This is a genomic window from Caulobacter sp. UNC279MFTsu5.1, from assembly GCF_900114015.1.
Lineage (GTDB): Bacteria > Pseudomonadota > Alphaproteobacteria > Caulobacterales > Caulobacteraceae > Caulobacter.
In genome coordinates, this window is sequence record NZ_FORN01000016.1 from 1 (window position 1) to 14,459 (window position 14,459).

Below are 14,459 nucleotides of genomic sequence, written 5' to 3' on the forward strand. Positions count from 1 at the left end.
GACCGATGCGGCCTTCGGGGGTGGACGAGCGGGAAGGCTTGTCCGTCGTGTCTCCTCGGAGACGTCCCAGGTCGGTTCGGAGCAGGTTCGCCTTGGTCGCGACGAAACTCCGGCGCCGGGGATAGATGGATCAGGCCAGCAGGCCTGGGCTGAAATCGCCCAGGCGGTCCGGAAGGGTCGTCAACCTTCCGCCCGTCGGGGGCCTCCATCGGAGCGGGTTAAAAATCCGCGATCCGAAGGCTTCCGGATAACGGCTCCACGCGAAGCGCCTGACTTCGTCGAAACGGTACTTACAACTGCAAACCATCCGGGCGAGGCCCGGGCGCTTCGCACCCTCCCCATCCGCTCAGCGAGAGATCGCGTGAGGCGGCGAAGTCGTGTCTCTGAAGGGACCCTAGGCGAACCGCAGATGGCTCAGGGTGTCGCCGCGCAGGCGGGCGCGGATGCGGCGGCCGAACTTGGTGCTCGAGGTCAGCCGGGCCGCCATGCTCGCGTCGCCGGCCCGCTCGAAGGCCCGGACCGCGGCGGTCCACAGGGCGGTGGTGACAGGATGCGGCGCGACGATCCCGGCCGCCAGGCCCAGGGCGAACAGGGTCCAGGCTTCCACGCGGTCGACCGGAACAGCGAGGGACAGGCGGGTCATGGCGGAAACCTTTCGAAGCTCAGGGAGAAGGGCCGCCGCCCGGGGGAAGACGGCGGCCCTTCTCGGGCCGCGAAACGGCGGCAGGGGATCGCCGTTTCGCTGGACGCACCTTGGCCGAGGACGCCTGATCGATCCAATCGATCGTTTTTCGGAGCGAAATCGGAAATCTCTATGTCTGTGGTTCGCCGCGGTTGCGCGAGGCGGGAGCCGGGGGCTAAGCCTTGCCCATGAGTTCGCCCAACACCGCCATCCTGCCCGACGCCGCCGCCGGCAACTGGGTCGACCGCCACGCGCCGCCGGTCCTGCGGCCTTGGCTGAAGCTGGGCCGGTTCGACCGGCCGGCGGGGATCTGGCTGTTGATGCTGCCGGGCTGGCAGGGCATCGCCCTGGCGGCGGCCGCCAAGGGCCAGTGGCCCAATCCCTGGCTGCTGATCGCCTTCTTCGTCGGGGCGGCCCTGATGCGGGCGGCCGGCTGCGCCTTCAACGACATCGTCGACCGCGACTTCGACGCCCAGGTCAGCCGTACGGCGATGCGCCCGATCCCGGCCGGCCTGATCAGCGTCAAACAGGCCTGGGCCTTCCTGATCGGCTGCTGCCTGGTCAGTTTCGGCATCCTGGTCTGCCTGGGCTGGCTGGCCATCGGCCTGGGCGTGGCCTCGCTGGCCCTGGTCGCGGCCTATCCGTTCATGAAGCGCATCACCTGGTGGCCGCAGGCCTGGCTGGGCCTGACCTTCAACTGGGGCGCCCTGCTAGGCTACGCCGCGGCCGCCCATCGGCTGGACTGGTCGGCGGCGCTGCTCTACGCCTCAGGCCTGTTCTGGACCCTGGGCTACGACACGATCTACGCCATCCAGGACATCGAGGACGACGCCCTGGCCGGGGTGAAGTCGTCGACCCGCCGGCTGGGCGCGCATGTCCAGAAGGGGGTCCTGGCCTTCTACGTCGTCTGTTTCGTGCTGGTGATCGCCGCGGCCTGGGTCGGCGGGCTGGGACCGCTGTTCCTGCCGCTCGCGGCGCTGGTCGCCGTCCACCTGTCGCGTCAGGCGGCCCGGGTGCGGATCGACAACCCCGTCGGGGCCCTGGCCCTGTTCAAGTCCAACGCCCAGGTCGGCTTCGTGCTGTTCCTGGCCCTGGCGGCGGGGATGTGGAAGCCGCCGGGGCTGTAGGGGCGCGACCCCTAGAACGGCCCGTTGCGATAGATCCGCTCCAGGCCGCGTTCCAGTTCGCCCAGCCGGCGGTCATAGGCCCGGTTCAGGCAGGCGCGGTTGGCGCCGCAGCTTCGGCGGTCGTGCAGCCACTGCTGCTGGGCGTCGATCAGCACGCCTCGGCCGCCCATGGCCAGGGTGCGCTTGTTGACCTCGTAGAGCACCGACATCTTCACGTCCTTGTCGTTCAAGGCGGTGTTGGCGCAGATCGCCTTCTCGTCGGGAGCCCGGGCGCGATTGCAGTCGAAGCTGGCCGCCCAAGACAGGGTAGGGACGGCCGCGACGGGCAGGGCCAAGGTCAGGGCGAGGGCGGTCAGAACAAGGCGCATGGCGGTCTCCGAAGCGGCGTGACGTCGGGGCATTCTGTAAGCCGGACGCTGAATGTGGCATGATCGCGCCATGGCCGTCGCGTCCCGCATCAAGCCGCAGGAGCTGTTCACGCCGCAGGAATGGGCGCCGCTGGCGGCGCGCTCGTCGTGGCGAGGCCTGGCGATGGTTGCCCACGCCTGGGCGGTGATCGTCGCGGCCGGGGCGATGTTCGTGCTCTGGCCCAACCCGCTGACCTACGTCCTGGCGGTGATGCTGATCGGGGCCCGCCAGCTGGGCCTGGCCATCCTGATGCACGAGGCCGCCCACGGCGGGCTGCACCCCAACCTCAAGGTCAACGACGGGGTCGGCGAATGGCTGTGCGCCGCGCCGACCGGCGCCTCCCTGGCCAAGTACCGGCCCTATCACCTGACCCACCACAAGTACGCCCAGCAGGCCGAGGACCCGGACCTGGTGCTGTCGGCGCCGTTCCCGACCACCCGCGCCAGCCTGCGCCGCAAGATCGTCCGCGACCTGACCGGCCAGACCTTCTTCAAGCAGCGGTTCGGCCCGCTGCTGGGCAAGCTGAAGGGCGCCAGGGGGCAGGGCCAGCCGAAGGGCGCGATCTTCGGCGGCGAGGTCGCGCGGCAACGGCCGTTCCTGCTGTGGAACCTGGGCCTGCTGGTCGCGCTGAGCGCCCTGGGCCTGTGGTGGGCCTGGCTGGCCCTGTGGATCGTGCCGATGGCGACCTGGTTCCCGCTGGTCACCCGCCTGCGCAACATCGCCGAGCACGCCCTGGTGGCCAAGGACGAGCCCGATCCGTTCCGCCACGCCCGCACCACCCACGCCAACTGGCTCGAGCGGGCCCTGATCGCGCCCTACCACGTCAACTTCCACGCCGAGCATCACCTGTTCATGCACATGCCGTGCTGGAACCTGCCCAAGGCCCATCGGCTGCTGGCGGCCAAGGGGCGGACGGAGGGCATGCTGACCGCGCCGGGCTATCTGTCGGTGCTGAAGGCGGCGTCCAGCCGGGTTCCGGCTTAGGCCTCGCGTCCGGGTCCGGCGGGTGCTCTAAGGCACCATGATCGAAGCCTCCCTCGTCGGCCGCCGCGCCTTCATCCTCGAGAACACCCGGCTTCAAGCGCCGCCGCACACGCCGGAACTGCGGCTGCACCTGGCCGACGAGATCACCCCGATCTGGACGCTGACCGAGGAGGCCCTGGCCGAGATCGGCCTGCCGCCGCCGTTCTGGGCCTTCGCCTGGGCCGGCGGCCAGGCGCTGGCTCGTTACATCCTCGACAATCCGGCGATCGTTTCGGGAAAACGCGTCCTGGACTTCGCATCCGGCTCGGGGCTGGTGGCGATCGCGGCGATGAAGGCCGGGGCGGCCAGCGTGCTGGCGGCCGACATCGACGTGTTCTGCGAGGCGGCGATCGGGTTGAACGCCGACGCCAACAGGGTGGAGGTGGCCTTCACCGAAACGAACCTGCTGGACGCCCCGCCGCCGGCGGTTGACGTGCTGCTGGCCGGCGACATCTGCTACGAGCGGCCGATGGCCGAAGCGGTGATGGCCTGGCTGGGCCAGGGCAGGGCGGCGGGGGCCAGCGTGCTGATCGGCGATCCGGGCCGCACCTACTTCCCCAAGGACGGCCTGGCGAAACTGGCCGAATACCAGGTGCCGACCACCCGGGAGCTGGAGGACATGGCCGTCAAGCGCACCAGCGTCTGGACTCTGCCCTGACGGCGGCCTAGAACATAAGAAGAACAACGGAAGGGCCGCGACCATGCGCGAAGACGGCAAGATCGACTATATCGAATGGCCCGCCGGCGACCTGCCGGCCACCAAGGCCTTCTACACCGCCGCCTTCGGCTGGGCCTTCACCGACTACGGTCCCGGCTACGCGGCCTTCGAGGGCCAGGGCGCCGACGGCGGCTTCACCACGCCGCAGGAAGGCGCGACCGACCGGCCGCTGGTGGTGCTGTACGCCCACGACCTCGAGGCCATGCTGGCCAAGGTGACGGCGGCGGGCGGCGTGGTCACCCGGCCGATCTTCGGCTTCCCTGGCGGGCGGCGGTTCCACTTCACCGACCCGTCCGGCAACGAGCTGGCGGTGTGGAGCGAGACTTGAGGTCCGCTCGTCCCGGCGTTTGAAAAGGGGACAGCAAAACCGTCACGAAACCGCGATAGATCCGTCACCGGACGATTACGGGGCGAGCGACGGTGGACCAGGCCAGGACCTGCGGCGACTGCGGGATGTGCTGCAAGCTGATGGGCGTGGCCGCCCTCGCCAAGCCGCCCCATGCCTGGTGCGGCCACTATCGCAAGGGCGCCGGCTGCGGGATCTACGCCGACCGGCCCCAGGCCTGCGCCGACTATGCCTGCTACTGGCTGAACGCGCCCAACCTGGACGACCGCTGGCGGCCGGACCGCGCGCGGTTCGTCCTGCATCGCGAGGACGCGGGCCGGACCCTGGTGGTCGAGGTCGATCCGGCCGCCCCGGACGCCTGGCGCAAGGCCCCGTTCCACGACACCTTCAAGACCTGGGCGGCGCGCGGCGCGGCCCAGGGGCTGACCCTCAACGTCCTGGTCGGCCGGCGCGGCTACACGATCCTCCCCGACCGCGACATCGATCAGGGCTTGGTGCGCGAGATGCCGGCATGAGCGAAGCGATCTCTACCGCCAACCCGTCCAAGTCGTGCGGCGACTGCGGCATGTGCTGCAAGGTCCTGCAGATCAGCGAACTGGACAAGCCGGCCGGCCGGTGGTGCGGCGTGTTCCGCAAGGGCTCGGGCTGCGGCGATTACGAGGCCCGGCCCCAGGCCTGCCGGGGCTTCCACTGCCTGTGGCTGACCTCCGAGAAGCTGGACGCCGCCTGGCGGCCCGACAAGGCCGGCTTCCTGATGTACCCCGACCGCGACGGCAAGCGGCTGAACGTGGTGGTCGACCCGGGCAAGCCGGCGTCCTGGCGGCGCGAGCCCTACTATTCGCGGCTGAAGGCCATGTCGCAGCGGGCCTTGGACGGCTACGAGCTGCTGATCTGCATCGGCGACCGCCGGGTGGTGATGTTCCCCACTGAGGACGTCGACCTGGGCGTGCTGCACCCCGACCACAAGCTGGTCAGCGGCTATGTCGACAAGGATGGGGCCAAGGTCCCGTTCGCCATGGTGCTGAGCGACGCCTGAGGCCTGACGGAACGCCGGGCTTCCGCTAGCCTTCCAATCTTCGGTCGCGTCGGCGTTGGGGGGGGTGATGAGGACGGCGGGTATTCTGGTCGCGGCCGTCGCGGTCCTGGGCGGGCTTTCGGTTCCAGCCCTGGCGGCGGAGGCGCGGGGCGACGCCTGCGCGATCCTGTCGAGCGCCTTCGCCAGAGGGTTCGATACCGGCGGCAGATGGACGGGAGCTGGCCGCGCGAGGTGCGCCCCTCGCGCGCCGGCGGTCCCGACGCCTTCCGCCTGCCGGAAACGCTGGACGCCTATCTCCGCGACACCTCGCTGACCGCCGCGGAGGTCGCTGATCTGAAGCGCCAGGCCGAAAAGCATGTCTTCGCGCCCTATGCGCCCGATTGCCGGACCGGGGGCAAGCCGGCCAGGGTCGTCGAAATGGGCCAGGCGATGACCGCCGAATTCACCCGCCCCCTGCTGTCGTCGGACGGCAAGGTCGCGATCGTGCTGTGGTCCTTGCAATCGAGAGGCCGCTGGGGACACGGCTATTTCTGCGAGGCCCGCAAGGCCGGGAACCGGTGGCGGTCCGTCTGCCGGGAGACCTGGATCGGCTAGGCGCACTAGAACCGCGGCCGGAAATCCCGCGGCGCCCAGGCGAAGTCCCGCCGGGCCGGGGCGTCGTCGAAGGTCAGGTTCTGGGCCATGCGGTCGGCCATGGTCGCCGTCGCGCCCGGATAGAACGGCTTGGCCAGGGTCAGCAGCAGGCGGAACAGCCACGGCGGCAGCGGCAGGATCATCGGCCGGCGGCCCAGGCCCTCGTAGATCCGCTCGGCCATCGTCCGGTAGGTCAGGGTCTCGCCGCCGACCAGGTCGTAAGCCTTGTTCCGGGCGGCGGGGGCCAGGGCGGCGGCGATGGCCCCTGCGGCTAGGTCGTCGGCATGCACCGGCTGGCGCAGGCCCTCGCCCCGGCCCGACAGCGGCAGCGCCTTGAACCGCCGGATCAGCCCGGCCAGGCGGCTGACATTGGCGTCGCGGCCTTCGACATAGATCAAGGTCGGCCGCAGGATCGTCCAGGCCACGCCGTGCTCGACGCAGAACGCCTCGACCTTGGCCTCGGACTCGGCCAGCGACCGGGCCACGGCCCGCTCCGACGGCTCGGCCGAGTCCAGCTTGGTGAAGCGGCTGGTCGAGGAGAACGCCACCAGCCGGGTCATGCCGCGCGCCTTCAGGGCCGGCAGGGCCGCGGGCAGCAGCCAGAGCGGCGACAGCGACAGCACCGTGGCGATCGGCGGCAGCTCCTCGGCCAGGTCCGGGTCGGCCAGGTCGCCGTCCACCCAGCAGACGTCGTCGGTCGGCGGGCGGCGGCTCAGCGAGATCGGCGCGATCCCCAGGGCGTTCAGCCGCGCCAGCATGAACCCGCCGATCAGGCTGGTGGCGCCCAGCATCAGGACGGGCGAGGCCAGGCCCGACGGGGATTGGACCGAAGGGGAGGGGGTGTTTTCAGCGTCCATCTTCTCCCTATAGTCGCGCCGGAAGCGGCGACCCAGGACTTTGACCATGACCTTCGAGGAAGTGCGCGCCTTCGCCCTCAAACTGCCCGGGGTGACCGACGGAACGGCCTACGGCCATCCGTGCCTGAAGGCGCACGGCAAGTTCCTGACCCGGGTGTGGGACGACGGCGACACCCTGGTCTGTCCCGGCGTGGGCTTCGACGAGCGCGAGCTGCTGATCGAGGCCGAGCCCGAGACCTTCTTCGTCACCGACCACTACAGGAACTATCCCTACGTCCTGGCCCGCCTGTCGCGCATCGACGCCGGCACGGTCGAGCGGTTCATCGAGCGTCGGTGGCGGGCGACCGCGCCGAAGAAGCTGCTCAAGGCCTACGACGCGGAGACGGCATGAAGACCTTCTGGCGGAGCGGCGCGGCGGCGGTCGTCTGGGCGGGCGTGCTCCTGCAGTTCTGGCTGATGGTCCACGGCCGGCCGCCGGCCGAGGCCGCCCATGCGGCCGTCAGGTTCCTGAGCTTCTTCACGGTGCTCAGCAACATCGCGGTCGGGACCCTGTTGGCCGCCCCGGTCCTGGCGGCGAACCGGCCGCTGGGGCGGTGGGCGCAGCGGGCCGGAACGCGGGTGGCGGTCGGCGTCTACATCGCGATCACGGCGGGGATCTATCACGCCCTGCTGGCCGGGCTGTGGCGGCCAACCGGCCTGCAGCTGGGCGCCGACGTCCTGCTGCACACCGTCACCCCGGCCCTGTTCCTGGCCGACTTCCTGGCCTTTCCACCGGGCGAGGCGGCCCGGTGGGGCTCGGCCTGGAAGGCGCTGGTCTTCCCGCTGGCCTATGGCGCCTGGTCGCTGGCCCACGGGGCGGTGACGGGCTTCTATCCCTATCCGTTCCTCGACGTGGGCAAGCGCGGCTACGGCGCGGTGCTGGCGACAATGCTGCTGATGGGCGCCGGCTTCTACGCCTTGACCCTGGCGCTGACCGGCCTGCAGCATCTGCAACGGCGGCTGACGCGAAGGCGCCGAACGCCTATATCGGCCTGAGCGCCTTTCCGGAGACCCGCCATGTCCCATTCCATCCCCGACGTCCGCGCGGGCGACGTGGCCATGCCGGTGATCGGCCTGGGCACCTGGCAGCTGGACGGCGGCGCCGCCCAGTCGATGGTCGAGAAGGCCCTGGAGCTGGGCTACCGCCACATCGACACCGCCCAGGCCTATCGCAACGAGCAGGAGGTCGGGGCGGCCCTGGCGGCGACCGGGGTGCCGCGCGACCAGGTCTTCCTGACCACCAAGGTCTGGGTCGACCAGTTCGCCCAGGGAGACCTGCAGCGGTCGGTCGAGGCCAGCCTCAAGCGCCTGAAGGCGCCGCAGGTCGACCTCCTGCTGCTGCACTGGCCCAAGCCGAAGCCGGCCCTGGCCGAGACGATGGCGGCGCTGAACGACGTCCACGCCCGAGGCCTGGCCCGCGCCATCGGCCTGTCGAACTTCCCGTCCGCCATGATGGCCAGGGCCCAGGCGGCCTCGGACGCGCCGATCGCCACCAACCAGGTCGAGTACCACCCTTACCTGTCGCAGAAGACCCTGATCGCCAAGGCCAAGGCGATGGGCTCGACGATCACCGCCTGGTCGCCCCTGGCCCAGGGCAAGGTGGCGGCCGACCCGGTGCTGGTCGAGATCGGCGAGGCCCATGGCAAGACCCCCGGCCAGGTGACCCTGCGCTGGCAGGTCCAGCAGGGCGTGGCGACCATTCCGAGGACCAGGACCCCGGCGCGGCTGGCCGAGAACTTCGACATCTTCGACTTCGCCCTGTCGGACGCCGAGATGGCCCGGATCTTCGCCCTGGCGCGGCCGGACGGGCGGCTGGGGAACTGGCTGGACGCGGCGTTCGAGTGGGATGCGGACTGACCGCCGCAGATCCCCTCCGACCCTTTGGGCCACCTGCCCCGGAGGGGGAAGATCTACGCCGCGCCAGATGCTCCCCCTCTGGGGGAGCTGTCGCGAAGCGACTGAGGGGGCTACTGCGCCAACCTTCCATCCGTCAGCGCCGCCGGCTCGAACTTGAAGATCACCTCCGGGTCCGGCTTGGGGATTCCCTTCAGCAGCTTCTTCGGGGCCGAGACGTGCAGCAGCCAGCGCAGGATGTTCAGCCGCGCGGCCTTCTTATGGTTGGCGCGGACGCAGATCCACGGGACGGGGGTGGAGTGGGTGCGGATCAGCATCTCGTCGCGGGCGGCCGAATAGTCGTCCCACTTGGCCTGGGCCACGGCGTCCAGGTCGCTGACCTTGAAGGCCTTCAGCGGTTCGTCGCGACGCGCCTTCAGCCGTTTGGCCTGCGTCTCCTGGTCGATGTCGAGCCAGAACTTGGCCAGCTTGACCCCGTTCTCGACCAGCATTAGCTCGAAGGCCGGCACGTCGCGCAGGAACTGCTCCTGCTCGTCGGGCCTGGAAAAGCCCATCACCCGCTCGACCCCGGCCCGGTTGTACCAGGAGCGGTTGAAGACCACGGCCTCGCCGGCGGCCGGCAGGTGGCGGACATAGCGCTGGAAGTACCACTCGCTGCGCTCGCGATCGCTGGGGGTGGGCAGCGACATCACGCGGGTGGCGCGGCGATGGGCGTGCTCGGTCAGGCGGGCGATGGCCCCGTCCTTGCCGGCGGCGTCGCGGCCCTCGAACAGGGTGACGGTCTTCCAGCCTTCCTTGATCGCCTGTTTCTGCAGGCCGATCATCGCCAGCTGCAGGGTACGGAGTTCGGCTTCGTAGTCTTCGAGCTTGCTCATGCGGGCGAGCCTACCCCCGGACGGTTCAGTTGCGCTAGAAGGGCCGCATGATCCGTCTCTTCGTTCCCCATCCGCTGAAGGCCGGCGCCGGCGTCGCGCCCACGATCGACCAGTCGCGCTACCTGACCGCGGTGATGCGGCTGTCGGTCGGCGACGAGATCCTGGTGTTCAACGGCCAGGACGGCGAATGGAGCTGCACCTTGACCGAGGCGGGCAAGCGCGGCTGCCTGTTGAAGGCCGAAGAACAGACGCGCCCCCAGGCGTTCGGGCCGGACCTGGACCTGGTGATCGCCATGGTCAAGCGCGGCCGGGTCGAGACCATCGTCGAGAAGGCCGCCGAGCTGGGCGCGCGCCGGGTGCGCCTGACCCAGACCCGGCGGACCAATGTCGACTTCCTCAAGCTGGGCCGCCTGGACGCCATCGCCATCGAGGCCGCCGAGCAGACCGGTCGCCTGGACGTGCCGGCCGTCGACGATCCGCAGAAGCTGGACAAGATCCTCGATGGCTGGGATCCGGCCCGCAAGCTGGTCTTCTGCGACGAGGGCGGCGACGCCCGGCCGATGATCCAGGCGCTGGCCGACACCTCGGCCCCGGCCGCCATCCTGATCGGCCCCGAAGGCGGCTTCGCCCCGGAGGAGCGCGAGCGCCTGCGGTCGCTGCCGTTCGTGATCCCGGTCTCGCTGGGTCCCCGCATCCTGCGCGCCGACACCGCCGCCATCGCGGCCATGGCCCTGTGGCAGGCCGCCGCCGGCGACTGGCGCTAGCCGACACTCACAAAGATCGCCAGGAGATCCCGATGGTTCGTTCCCGCCGCGAAGCGCTGCTTCTGGGCCTGGCTTCCGCGGGCGGCCTCGCCGCGCCGGCCCAGGCCGCGCCGAAGAAGCCGGCCGGCGGGCCGGCCGCGAAAGCGGCGACCTGGCGCGCCGGCGTCGAGGGTCAAAGGCGGGCCGACCTGGGGAACGGCCTCTACCGCAATCCGGTCCTGTCGGGCGACCGGCCCGATCCCAGCCTCCTCAAGGACGGCGACGACTATTACGCGGTCTTCTCCTCGTTTCTCTACTATCCGGGCGCGGTGGTCTGGCGCTCGCGGGACCTGGTCAATTGGACGCCGGTCGGACCGGCCCTGAAGGCGCCGCTGGGCTCGGTCTGGGCCCTGGACATCGCCAAGCACGACGGGCGCTATTTCATCTACATCCCGGTGCTGGTCGCCGGGACGCCGAAAGGCCTGCCATTCAAGATCTATGTCGTCCACGCCAACAGCATGAGCGGTCCGTGGAGCGAGCCCGTCGACATGGACGTCAACGGCTATATCGACCCCGGTCACGCGGTCGGCGAGGACGGCAAGCGCTATCTGTTCCTCAACGACGGCCATCGGGTGAAGATCACCGACGACGGCCTGCGCCGCGACGGCCCGGTGGAGAAGGTCTATGACGGCTGGCCGATTCCGGACGACTGGGTGATCGAGGCCCCCGCCCCGGAAGGCCCCAAGATCCTGCGCCGCGGCGGCTGGTTCTATCTGTTCTCGGGCCAAGGCGGCACGGCCGGTCCGCCGACCAGCCACATGGTGGTGGTCGCCCGGTCCCGCTCGATCCACGGGCCGTGGGAGAACTGCCCGCACAATCCGATCGTCCGCACCACCAGCATCGACGAGCCCTGGTGGTCGCGCGGCCACGCCACGCCGGTCCTGGGCCCGGCTGGCGACTGGTGGTTCGCCTATCACGGCTACGAGAACGGCTTCCGCACCCTGGGGCGGCAGATGCTGCTTGAGCCGTTCGAATGGACCGCCGACGGCTGGCCCAAGGCCCTGGGCGGCGACCTCTCCCGCGCCCTGCCCAAGCCGAAGGGCGCCCCGTCGGGTGAGCACGGCCTGGCGTTGTCGGACGATTTCCGCGCCGACACCCTGGGGACGAAACTGGCCTTCTACGCGCCGAAAGCCGGCTATCTGGACCGGGTCCGCTTCGGAGCGGACGGCCTGGTCCTGCAAGGTCAGGGCAAGGGTCCCGCCGACTCCTCGCCCCTGACCTTCATCGCCGGCGACCGATCCTACGAGATCACCGTCGACCTCGAGGTCCAGGGCGCCGGCCAGGGCGGCCTGCTGCTGTTCTATAACGACAAGCTGTTCTGCGGCGCAGGGGCCGAGGCCGACAAGCTGCGGGCCTACAAGTTCGGGGTCGAGCAGGAGTATCCGCCGCCCGGCGCGATGCAGGGGCGGCGCCTGACGCTGGGCCTGGTAAATGACGAGAACGTGGTCAGCCTCTACCTGCGCCAGGGCGGCGCGGCCTGGCGGCGGATCGTCTCGTACGAGGTGGCCGGCTACAACCACAACATGGCCGACGGCTTCATGAGCCTGCGCCCGGCGATCTTCGCCTCGGGCGAGGGCCAGGTCGTCTTCCGGTCGCTCTCGTACAGGGCCGTGGAGCGCGGAACCCAGGGCCCGCCGCGGCGGGCATGAGGGCGAACAAGACCTCGTCTGTCGCGAAAGGCTGGGCCGGCCCCTTGAGGTTCGCTAGGAAAAAGCCCAACTGCGCAGCACGACAGTTCGCGGCCTGGTCGGAGGGACGTTCCCTCCCTTCTTGAAGCGTGTTTGGGGAGGGTGGCCGATGGCCGAAACCGTGAGCCAGGAGCGTCCGCTGACGCTGGACGATCTGACCGCCTATTTCGCCCAGGGCTCCAAGCCCAAGGACCAGTTCCGCGTGGGCGCCGAGCACGAGAAGTTCGGCTTCTACCTGAAGGACCACGCGCCGGTCCCCTACGAGGGCGACAGGGGCGTGCACGCCCTGCTGACCGGCCTGCAGCGCTTCGGCTGGAAGCCGGTGATGGAAGGGCCGACGATCATCGGGCTGGAGCGCAACGGCGCCAATGTCAGCCTGGAGCCGGGCGGCCAGTTCGAACTGAGCGGCGCGCCGCTGAAGACCATGCACGACATCTGTGAGGAGACCGGCCAGCACCTGGACGAGGTCAAGACCGTGGCCGACGAACTGGGCCTGGGCTTCCTGGGCCTGGGCTTCTCGCCGCTGTGGAAGCGCGAGGACGTGCCGGTGATGCCCAAAGGGCGCTATGTCATCATGCGCAACTACATGCCCAAGGTCGGCGGCCTGGGCCTGGACATGATGCTGCGCACCTGCACGGTGCAGGCCAATCTCGACTTCTCCAGCGAAGCCGACATGGTCGCCAAGTTCCGCATGAGCCTGGCCCTGCAGCCGATCGCCACGGCCCTGTTCGCCAATTCGCCGTTCACCGAAGGCAAGCCCAACGGCTTCCTGTCGGCCCGCGCCAATGTCTGGACCGACACCGACCCCGACCGCACGGGCCTGCTGGACTTCGTGTTCGAGGACGGCTTCGACTTCGAGCGCTACGCCCGCTACGCCCTGGACGTGCCGATGTACTTCGCCAAGCGCGGCGACAAGTACATCGACCTCGCCGGCCGCAGTTTCCGCGACTTCATCGACGGCGGGATCGACGAACTGCCGGGCGAGCGCGCCACGATCAAGGACTGGGCCGACCACACCACGACCCTGTTCCCGGAAGTGCGGCTGAAGACCTATCTGGAGATGCGCGGCGCCGACGCCGGACCGTGGAGCCGCCTCTGCGCCCTGCCGGCCTTGTGGACCGGCGTGTTCTACGACGACGCGGCCCTGGCCGCGGCCTGGGACCTCTGCAAGGATTGGACGGCGGAGGATCGCGCCGGCCTGCGCCGCGACGTGCCGCGTCTGGGCTTGAAAGCCAAGGTGGCCGGCCGCACGGCCCAGGACGTGGCCCGGGACTTCGTGGCCATCGCCAAGTCGGGCCTGAAATCGCGCGCCCACCTGAACGGCGGCTTCCTGGACGAGACGATCTATCTGGGCGACCTGGAAGAGATCGCCGAGACCGGGATCACCCCGGCCGAACGGCTGCTGGCGCTGTACGACGGCGCGTGGAAGGGCGACATCAACCGCGTGTTCGAGGACTTCGCCTACTGAGGTCCAGGCTGGCTCGCGCCGCTAGAAGATCGCGCGGACCGCGGCGATGATCCCGGCCCAGGCCAGGGCGCTGGCCGCCACCAGCCCCAGCCGTTCCCAGGCGAACCGGCTACGGGCGGGGCGCGACCGCGTCTGGCCGGATGGGGGACGCAAACCGGAATCATAACCGATGTAGGCCACGGCGTTTCTCCCAGGGCGCCTCTCTGAGGGAGGCTTCTAGCTTGAGCGTTGCGGTCATTGCAGCGCTTGGAAGGTTAACGAACGCTTTATGCCTCAGGTTCCGCGAGCGCGGGCTCAGATGGATCCGGTCCCCTCATAGGGCCTGGCCACGGAGCGCGGATCGTCCTCGCGGATGTCGTCGCCTTCCCAGGCCTCGTCGTCGGGCATGGAGACGTTGGCGTCCCAGTGCTCGGCCTGGCTGGCGCCGGAACCGCTGTCGGTGTGCCGGACCACCTCGTCGACGTCGACGGCCCGGGTCTCGGCCGGGGTCAGGCCGGCGCGCTTGAAATCGACGTGCTCGGGATAGAAGGCCAGCCGGCCGGCGATCTGGCCGAGGCCGGGCAGCGGGTCCTCGTAGGACCACACCGCGTTCTCGATGATCCGCGCGTCGCGATGGATCGTGTAATAGGAGGCCCGGCCCTTGTGGGGGCAGTGGGTGACCTTGTCGGTCTTCTGCAGGAAGTCCATGGCCACGTCCGAGCGTGGGAAGTAGCGCACCGGGGCGTAGTCGGCCTCCTTGAGCACCAGAACGTCGTCGCTGTCGGCGATCTCGTGGCCTTCGAAAAGCACCTCCACCCGTCCGTCCTCGCGCGAACAGGTGATGGGATGGTCTTGGGTCGGATTGGTCATGGCGAAATCTCCCGCCCGAGAGGGGCGTCGCCTAGGAAACGCGCGGCGAAGGG

Annotated in this window: 19 protein-coding genes; 13 read left to right on the plus strand and 6 right to left on the minus strand. The window is 69.8% G+C overall.

Translation table 11 applies throughout. From position 1 onward, the window contains the following. Positions 1-394: 394 nt before the first annotated feature. Positions 395-643, minus strand: coding sequence for a hypothetical protein (locus BM066_RS11040; RefSeq protein WP_089927564.1), 249 nt, complete (start codon positions 641-643; stop codon positions 395-397). Positions 644-870: 227 nt separating this feature from the next. Between BM066_RS11040 and ubiA the strand changes: the two genes are divergently transcribed. After that, the gene (gene ubiA / locus BM066_RS11045; RefSeq protein WP_089927570.1) at positions 871-1,809 is read left to right on the plus strand and encodes a 4-hydroxybenzoate octaprenyltransferase; all 939 of its coding nucleotides are present in this window, start codon (positions 871-873) and stop codon (positions 1,807-1,809) included. Between the two features lie 11 nt (positions 1,810-1,820). Here the strand turns inward: ubiA and BM066_RS11050 are convergent, their stop codons facing one another. Beyond that, positions 1,821-2,177 carry a lysozyme inhibitor LprI family protein gene (locus tag BM066_RS11050; protein WP_089927573.1) on the minus strand — a complete coding sequence of 119 codons (357 nt, stop codon included), beginning with the start codon at positions 2,175-2,177 and terminating at the stop codon, positions 1,821-1,823. A gap of 70 nt (positions 2,178-2,247) precedes the next feature. Between BM066_RS11050 and BM066_RS11055 the strand changes: the two genes are divergently transcribed. The 6 genes from BM066_RS11055 (at position 2,248) to BM066_RS11080 (ending at position 5,934) form a co-directional block, all read left to right on the plus strand. Further along, positions 2,248-3,201, plus strand: coding sequence for a fatty acid desaturase family protein (locus tag BM066_RS11055; protein ID WP_089927576.1), 954 nt, complete (start codon positions 2,248-2,250; stop codon positions 3,199-3,201). Positions 3,202-3,238: 37 nt separating this feature from the next. After that, on the plus strand, positions 3,239-3,898 hold the full coding sequence (locus BM066_RS11060; protein WP_089927579.1) for a class I SAM-dependent methyltransferase: 660 nt from the start codon (positions 3,239-3,241) through the stop codon (positions 3,896-3,898). A 43-nt stretch (positions 3,899-3,941) separates the two neighbouring features. After that, positions 3,942-4,286, plus strand: coding sequence for a VOC family protein (locus tag BM066_RS11065; protein ID WP_089927582.1), 345 nt, complete (start codon positions 3,942-3,944; stop codon positions 4,284-4,286). Positions 4,287-4,378: 92 nt separating this feature from the next. Then, positions 4,379-4,819, plus strand: coding sequence for a YkgJ family cysteine cluster protein (locus BM066_RS11070; protein WP_255367554.1), 441 nt, complete (start codon positions 4,379-4,381; stop codon positions 4,817-4,819). Next, on the plus strand, positions 4,816-5,340 hold the full coding sequence (locus BM066_RS11075; protein ID WP_089927588.1) for a zinc/iron-chelating domain-containing protein: 525 nt from the start codon (positions 4,816-4,818) through the stop codon (positions 5,338-5,340). Before BM066_RS11070 ends, BM066_RS11075 begins: the two co-directional genes overlap by 4 nt. 207 nt (positions 5,341-5,547) lie before the next feature. Beyond that, positions 5,548-5,934 (plus strand): hypothetical protein, encoded by a 387-nt coding sequence (locus tag BM066_RS11080; protein ID WP_089927591.1) that lies wholly within the window; start codon positions 5,548-5,550, stop codon positions 5,932-5,934. A 5-nt stretch (positions 5,935-5,939) separates the two neighbouring features. On the opposite strand, the gene BM066_RS11085 is transcribed toward BM066_RS11080, so the two are convergent. Further along, positions 5,940-6,830 (minus strand): NAD-dependent epimerase/dehydratase family protein, encoded by an 891-nt coding sequence (locus tag BM066_RS11085; protein ID WP_089927832.1) that lies wholly within the window; start codon positions 6,828-6,830, stop codon positions 5,940-5,942. A gap of 46 nt (positions 6,831-6,876) precedes the next feature. Between BM066_RS11085 and BM066_RS11090 the strand changes: the two genes are divergently transcribed. Genes BM066_RS11090 through BM066_RS11100 form a run of 3 tightly spaced genes read left to right on the plus strand, consistent with a single transcriptional unit; the run spans position 6,877 to position 8,726 of the window. Continuing rightward, a complete protein-coding gene (locus tag BM066_RS11090) occupies positions 6,877-7,221 on the plus strand; it encodes an MmcQ/YjbR family DNA-binding protein (RefSeq protein ID WP_089927594.1) in 345 nt (114 codons plus the stop codon). After that, positions 7,218-7,865 (plus strand): Pr6Pr family membrane protein, encoded by a 648-nt coding sequence (locus BM066_RS11095; protein WP_089927599.1) that lies wholly within the window; start codon positions 7,218-7,220, stop codon positions 7,863-7,865. The genes BM066_RS11090 and BM066_RS11095 overlap by 4 nt, the downstream gene beginning before the upstream one ends. Positions 7,866-7,886: 21 nt before the next feature. Beyond that, positions 7,887-8,726 (plus strand): aldo/keto reductase, encoded by an 840-nt coding sequence (locus tag BM066_RS11100; RefSeq protein WP_089927601.1) that lies wholly within the window; start codon positions 7,887-7,889, stop codon positions 8,724-8,726. 110 nt (positions 8,727-8,836) lie between these two features. On the opposite strand, the gene ppk2 is transcribed toward BM066_RS11100, so the two are convergent. Next, positions 8,837-9,598, minus strand: coding sequence for a polyphosphate kinase 2 (ppk2, locus tag BM066_RS11105; RefSeq protein WP_089927605.1), 762 nt, complete (start codon positions 9,596-9,598; stop codon positions 8,837-8,839). A 47-nt stretch (positions 9,599-9,645) separates the two neighbouring features. On the opposite strand from ppk2, the gene BM066_RS11110 reads away from it, so the two are divergent. The 3 genes from BM066_RS11110 to BM066_RS11120 all read left to right on the plus strand — a co-directional run bounded on the left by BM066_RS11110 (position 9,646) and on the right by BM066_RS11120 (position 13,557). Beyond that, a complete protein-coding gene (locus BM066_RS11110; protein WP_089927606.1) occupies positions 9,646-10,362 on the plus strand; it encodes a 16S rRNA (uracil(1498)-N(3))-methyltransferase in 717 nt (238 codons plus the stop codon). Positions 10,363-10,394: 32 nt separating this feature from the next. Beyond that, positions 10,395-12,050, plus strand: coding sequence for a family 43 glycosylhydrolase (locus BM066_RS11115; RefSeq protein WP_218150905.1), 1,656 nt, complete (start codon positions 10,395-10,397; stop codon positions 12,048-12,050). A gap of 148 nt (positions 12,051-12,198) precedes the next feature. Then, the gene (locus tag BM066_RS11120) at positions 12,199-13,557 is read left to right on the plus strand and encodes a glutamate--cysteine ligase (protein ID WP_089927609.1); all 1,359 of its coding nucleotides are present in this window, start codon (positions 12,199-12,201) and stop codon (positions 13,555-13,557) included. A 21-nt stretch (positions 13,558-13,578) separates the two neighbouring features. Here the strand turns inward: BM066_RS11120 and BM066_RS26420 are convergent, their stop codons facing one another. Further along, complete coding sequence (locus tag BM066_RS26420) at positions 13,579-13,737, minus strand: hypothetical protein (RefSeq protein WP_177218436.1); 159 nt, start codon at positions 13,735-13,737, stop codon at positions 13,579-13,581. A gap of 114 nt (positions 13,738-13,851) precedes the next feature. Next, positions 13,852-14,406, minus strand: coding sequence for a DUF427 domain-containing protein (locus BM066_RS11125; RefSeq protein ID WP_089927611.1), 555 nt, complete (start codon positions 14,404-14,406; stop codon positions 13,852-13,854). Positions 14,407-14,459: the final 53 nt, after the last annotated feature.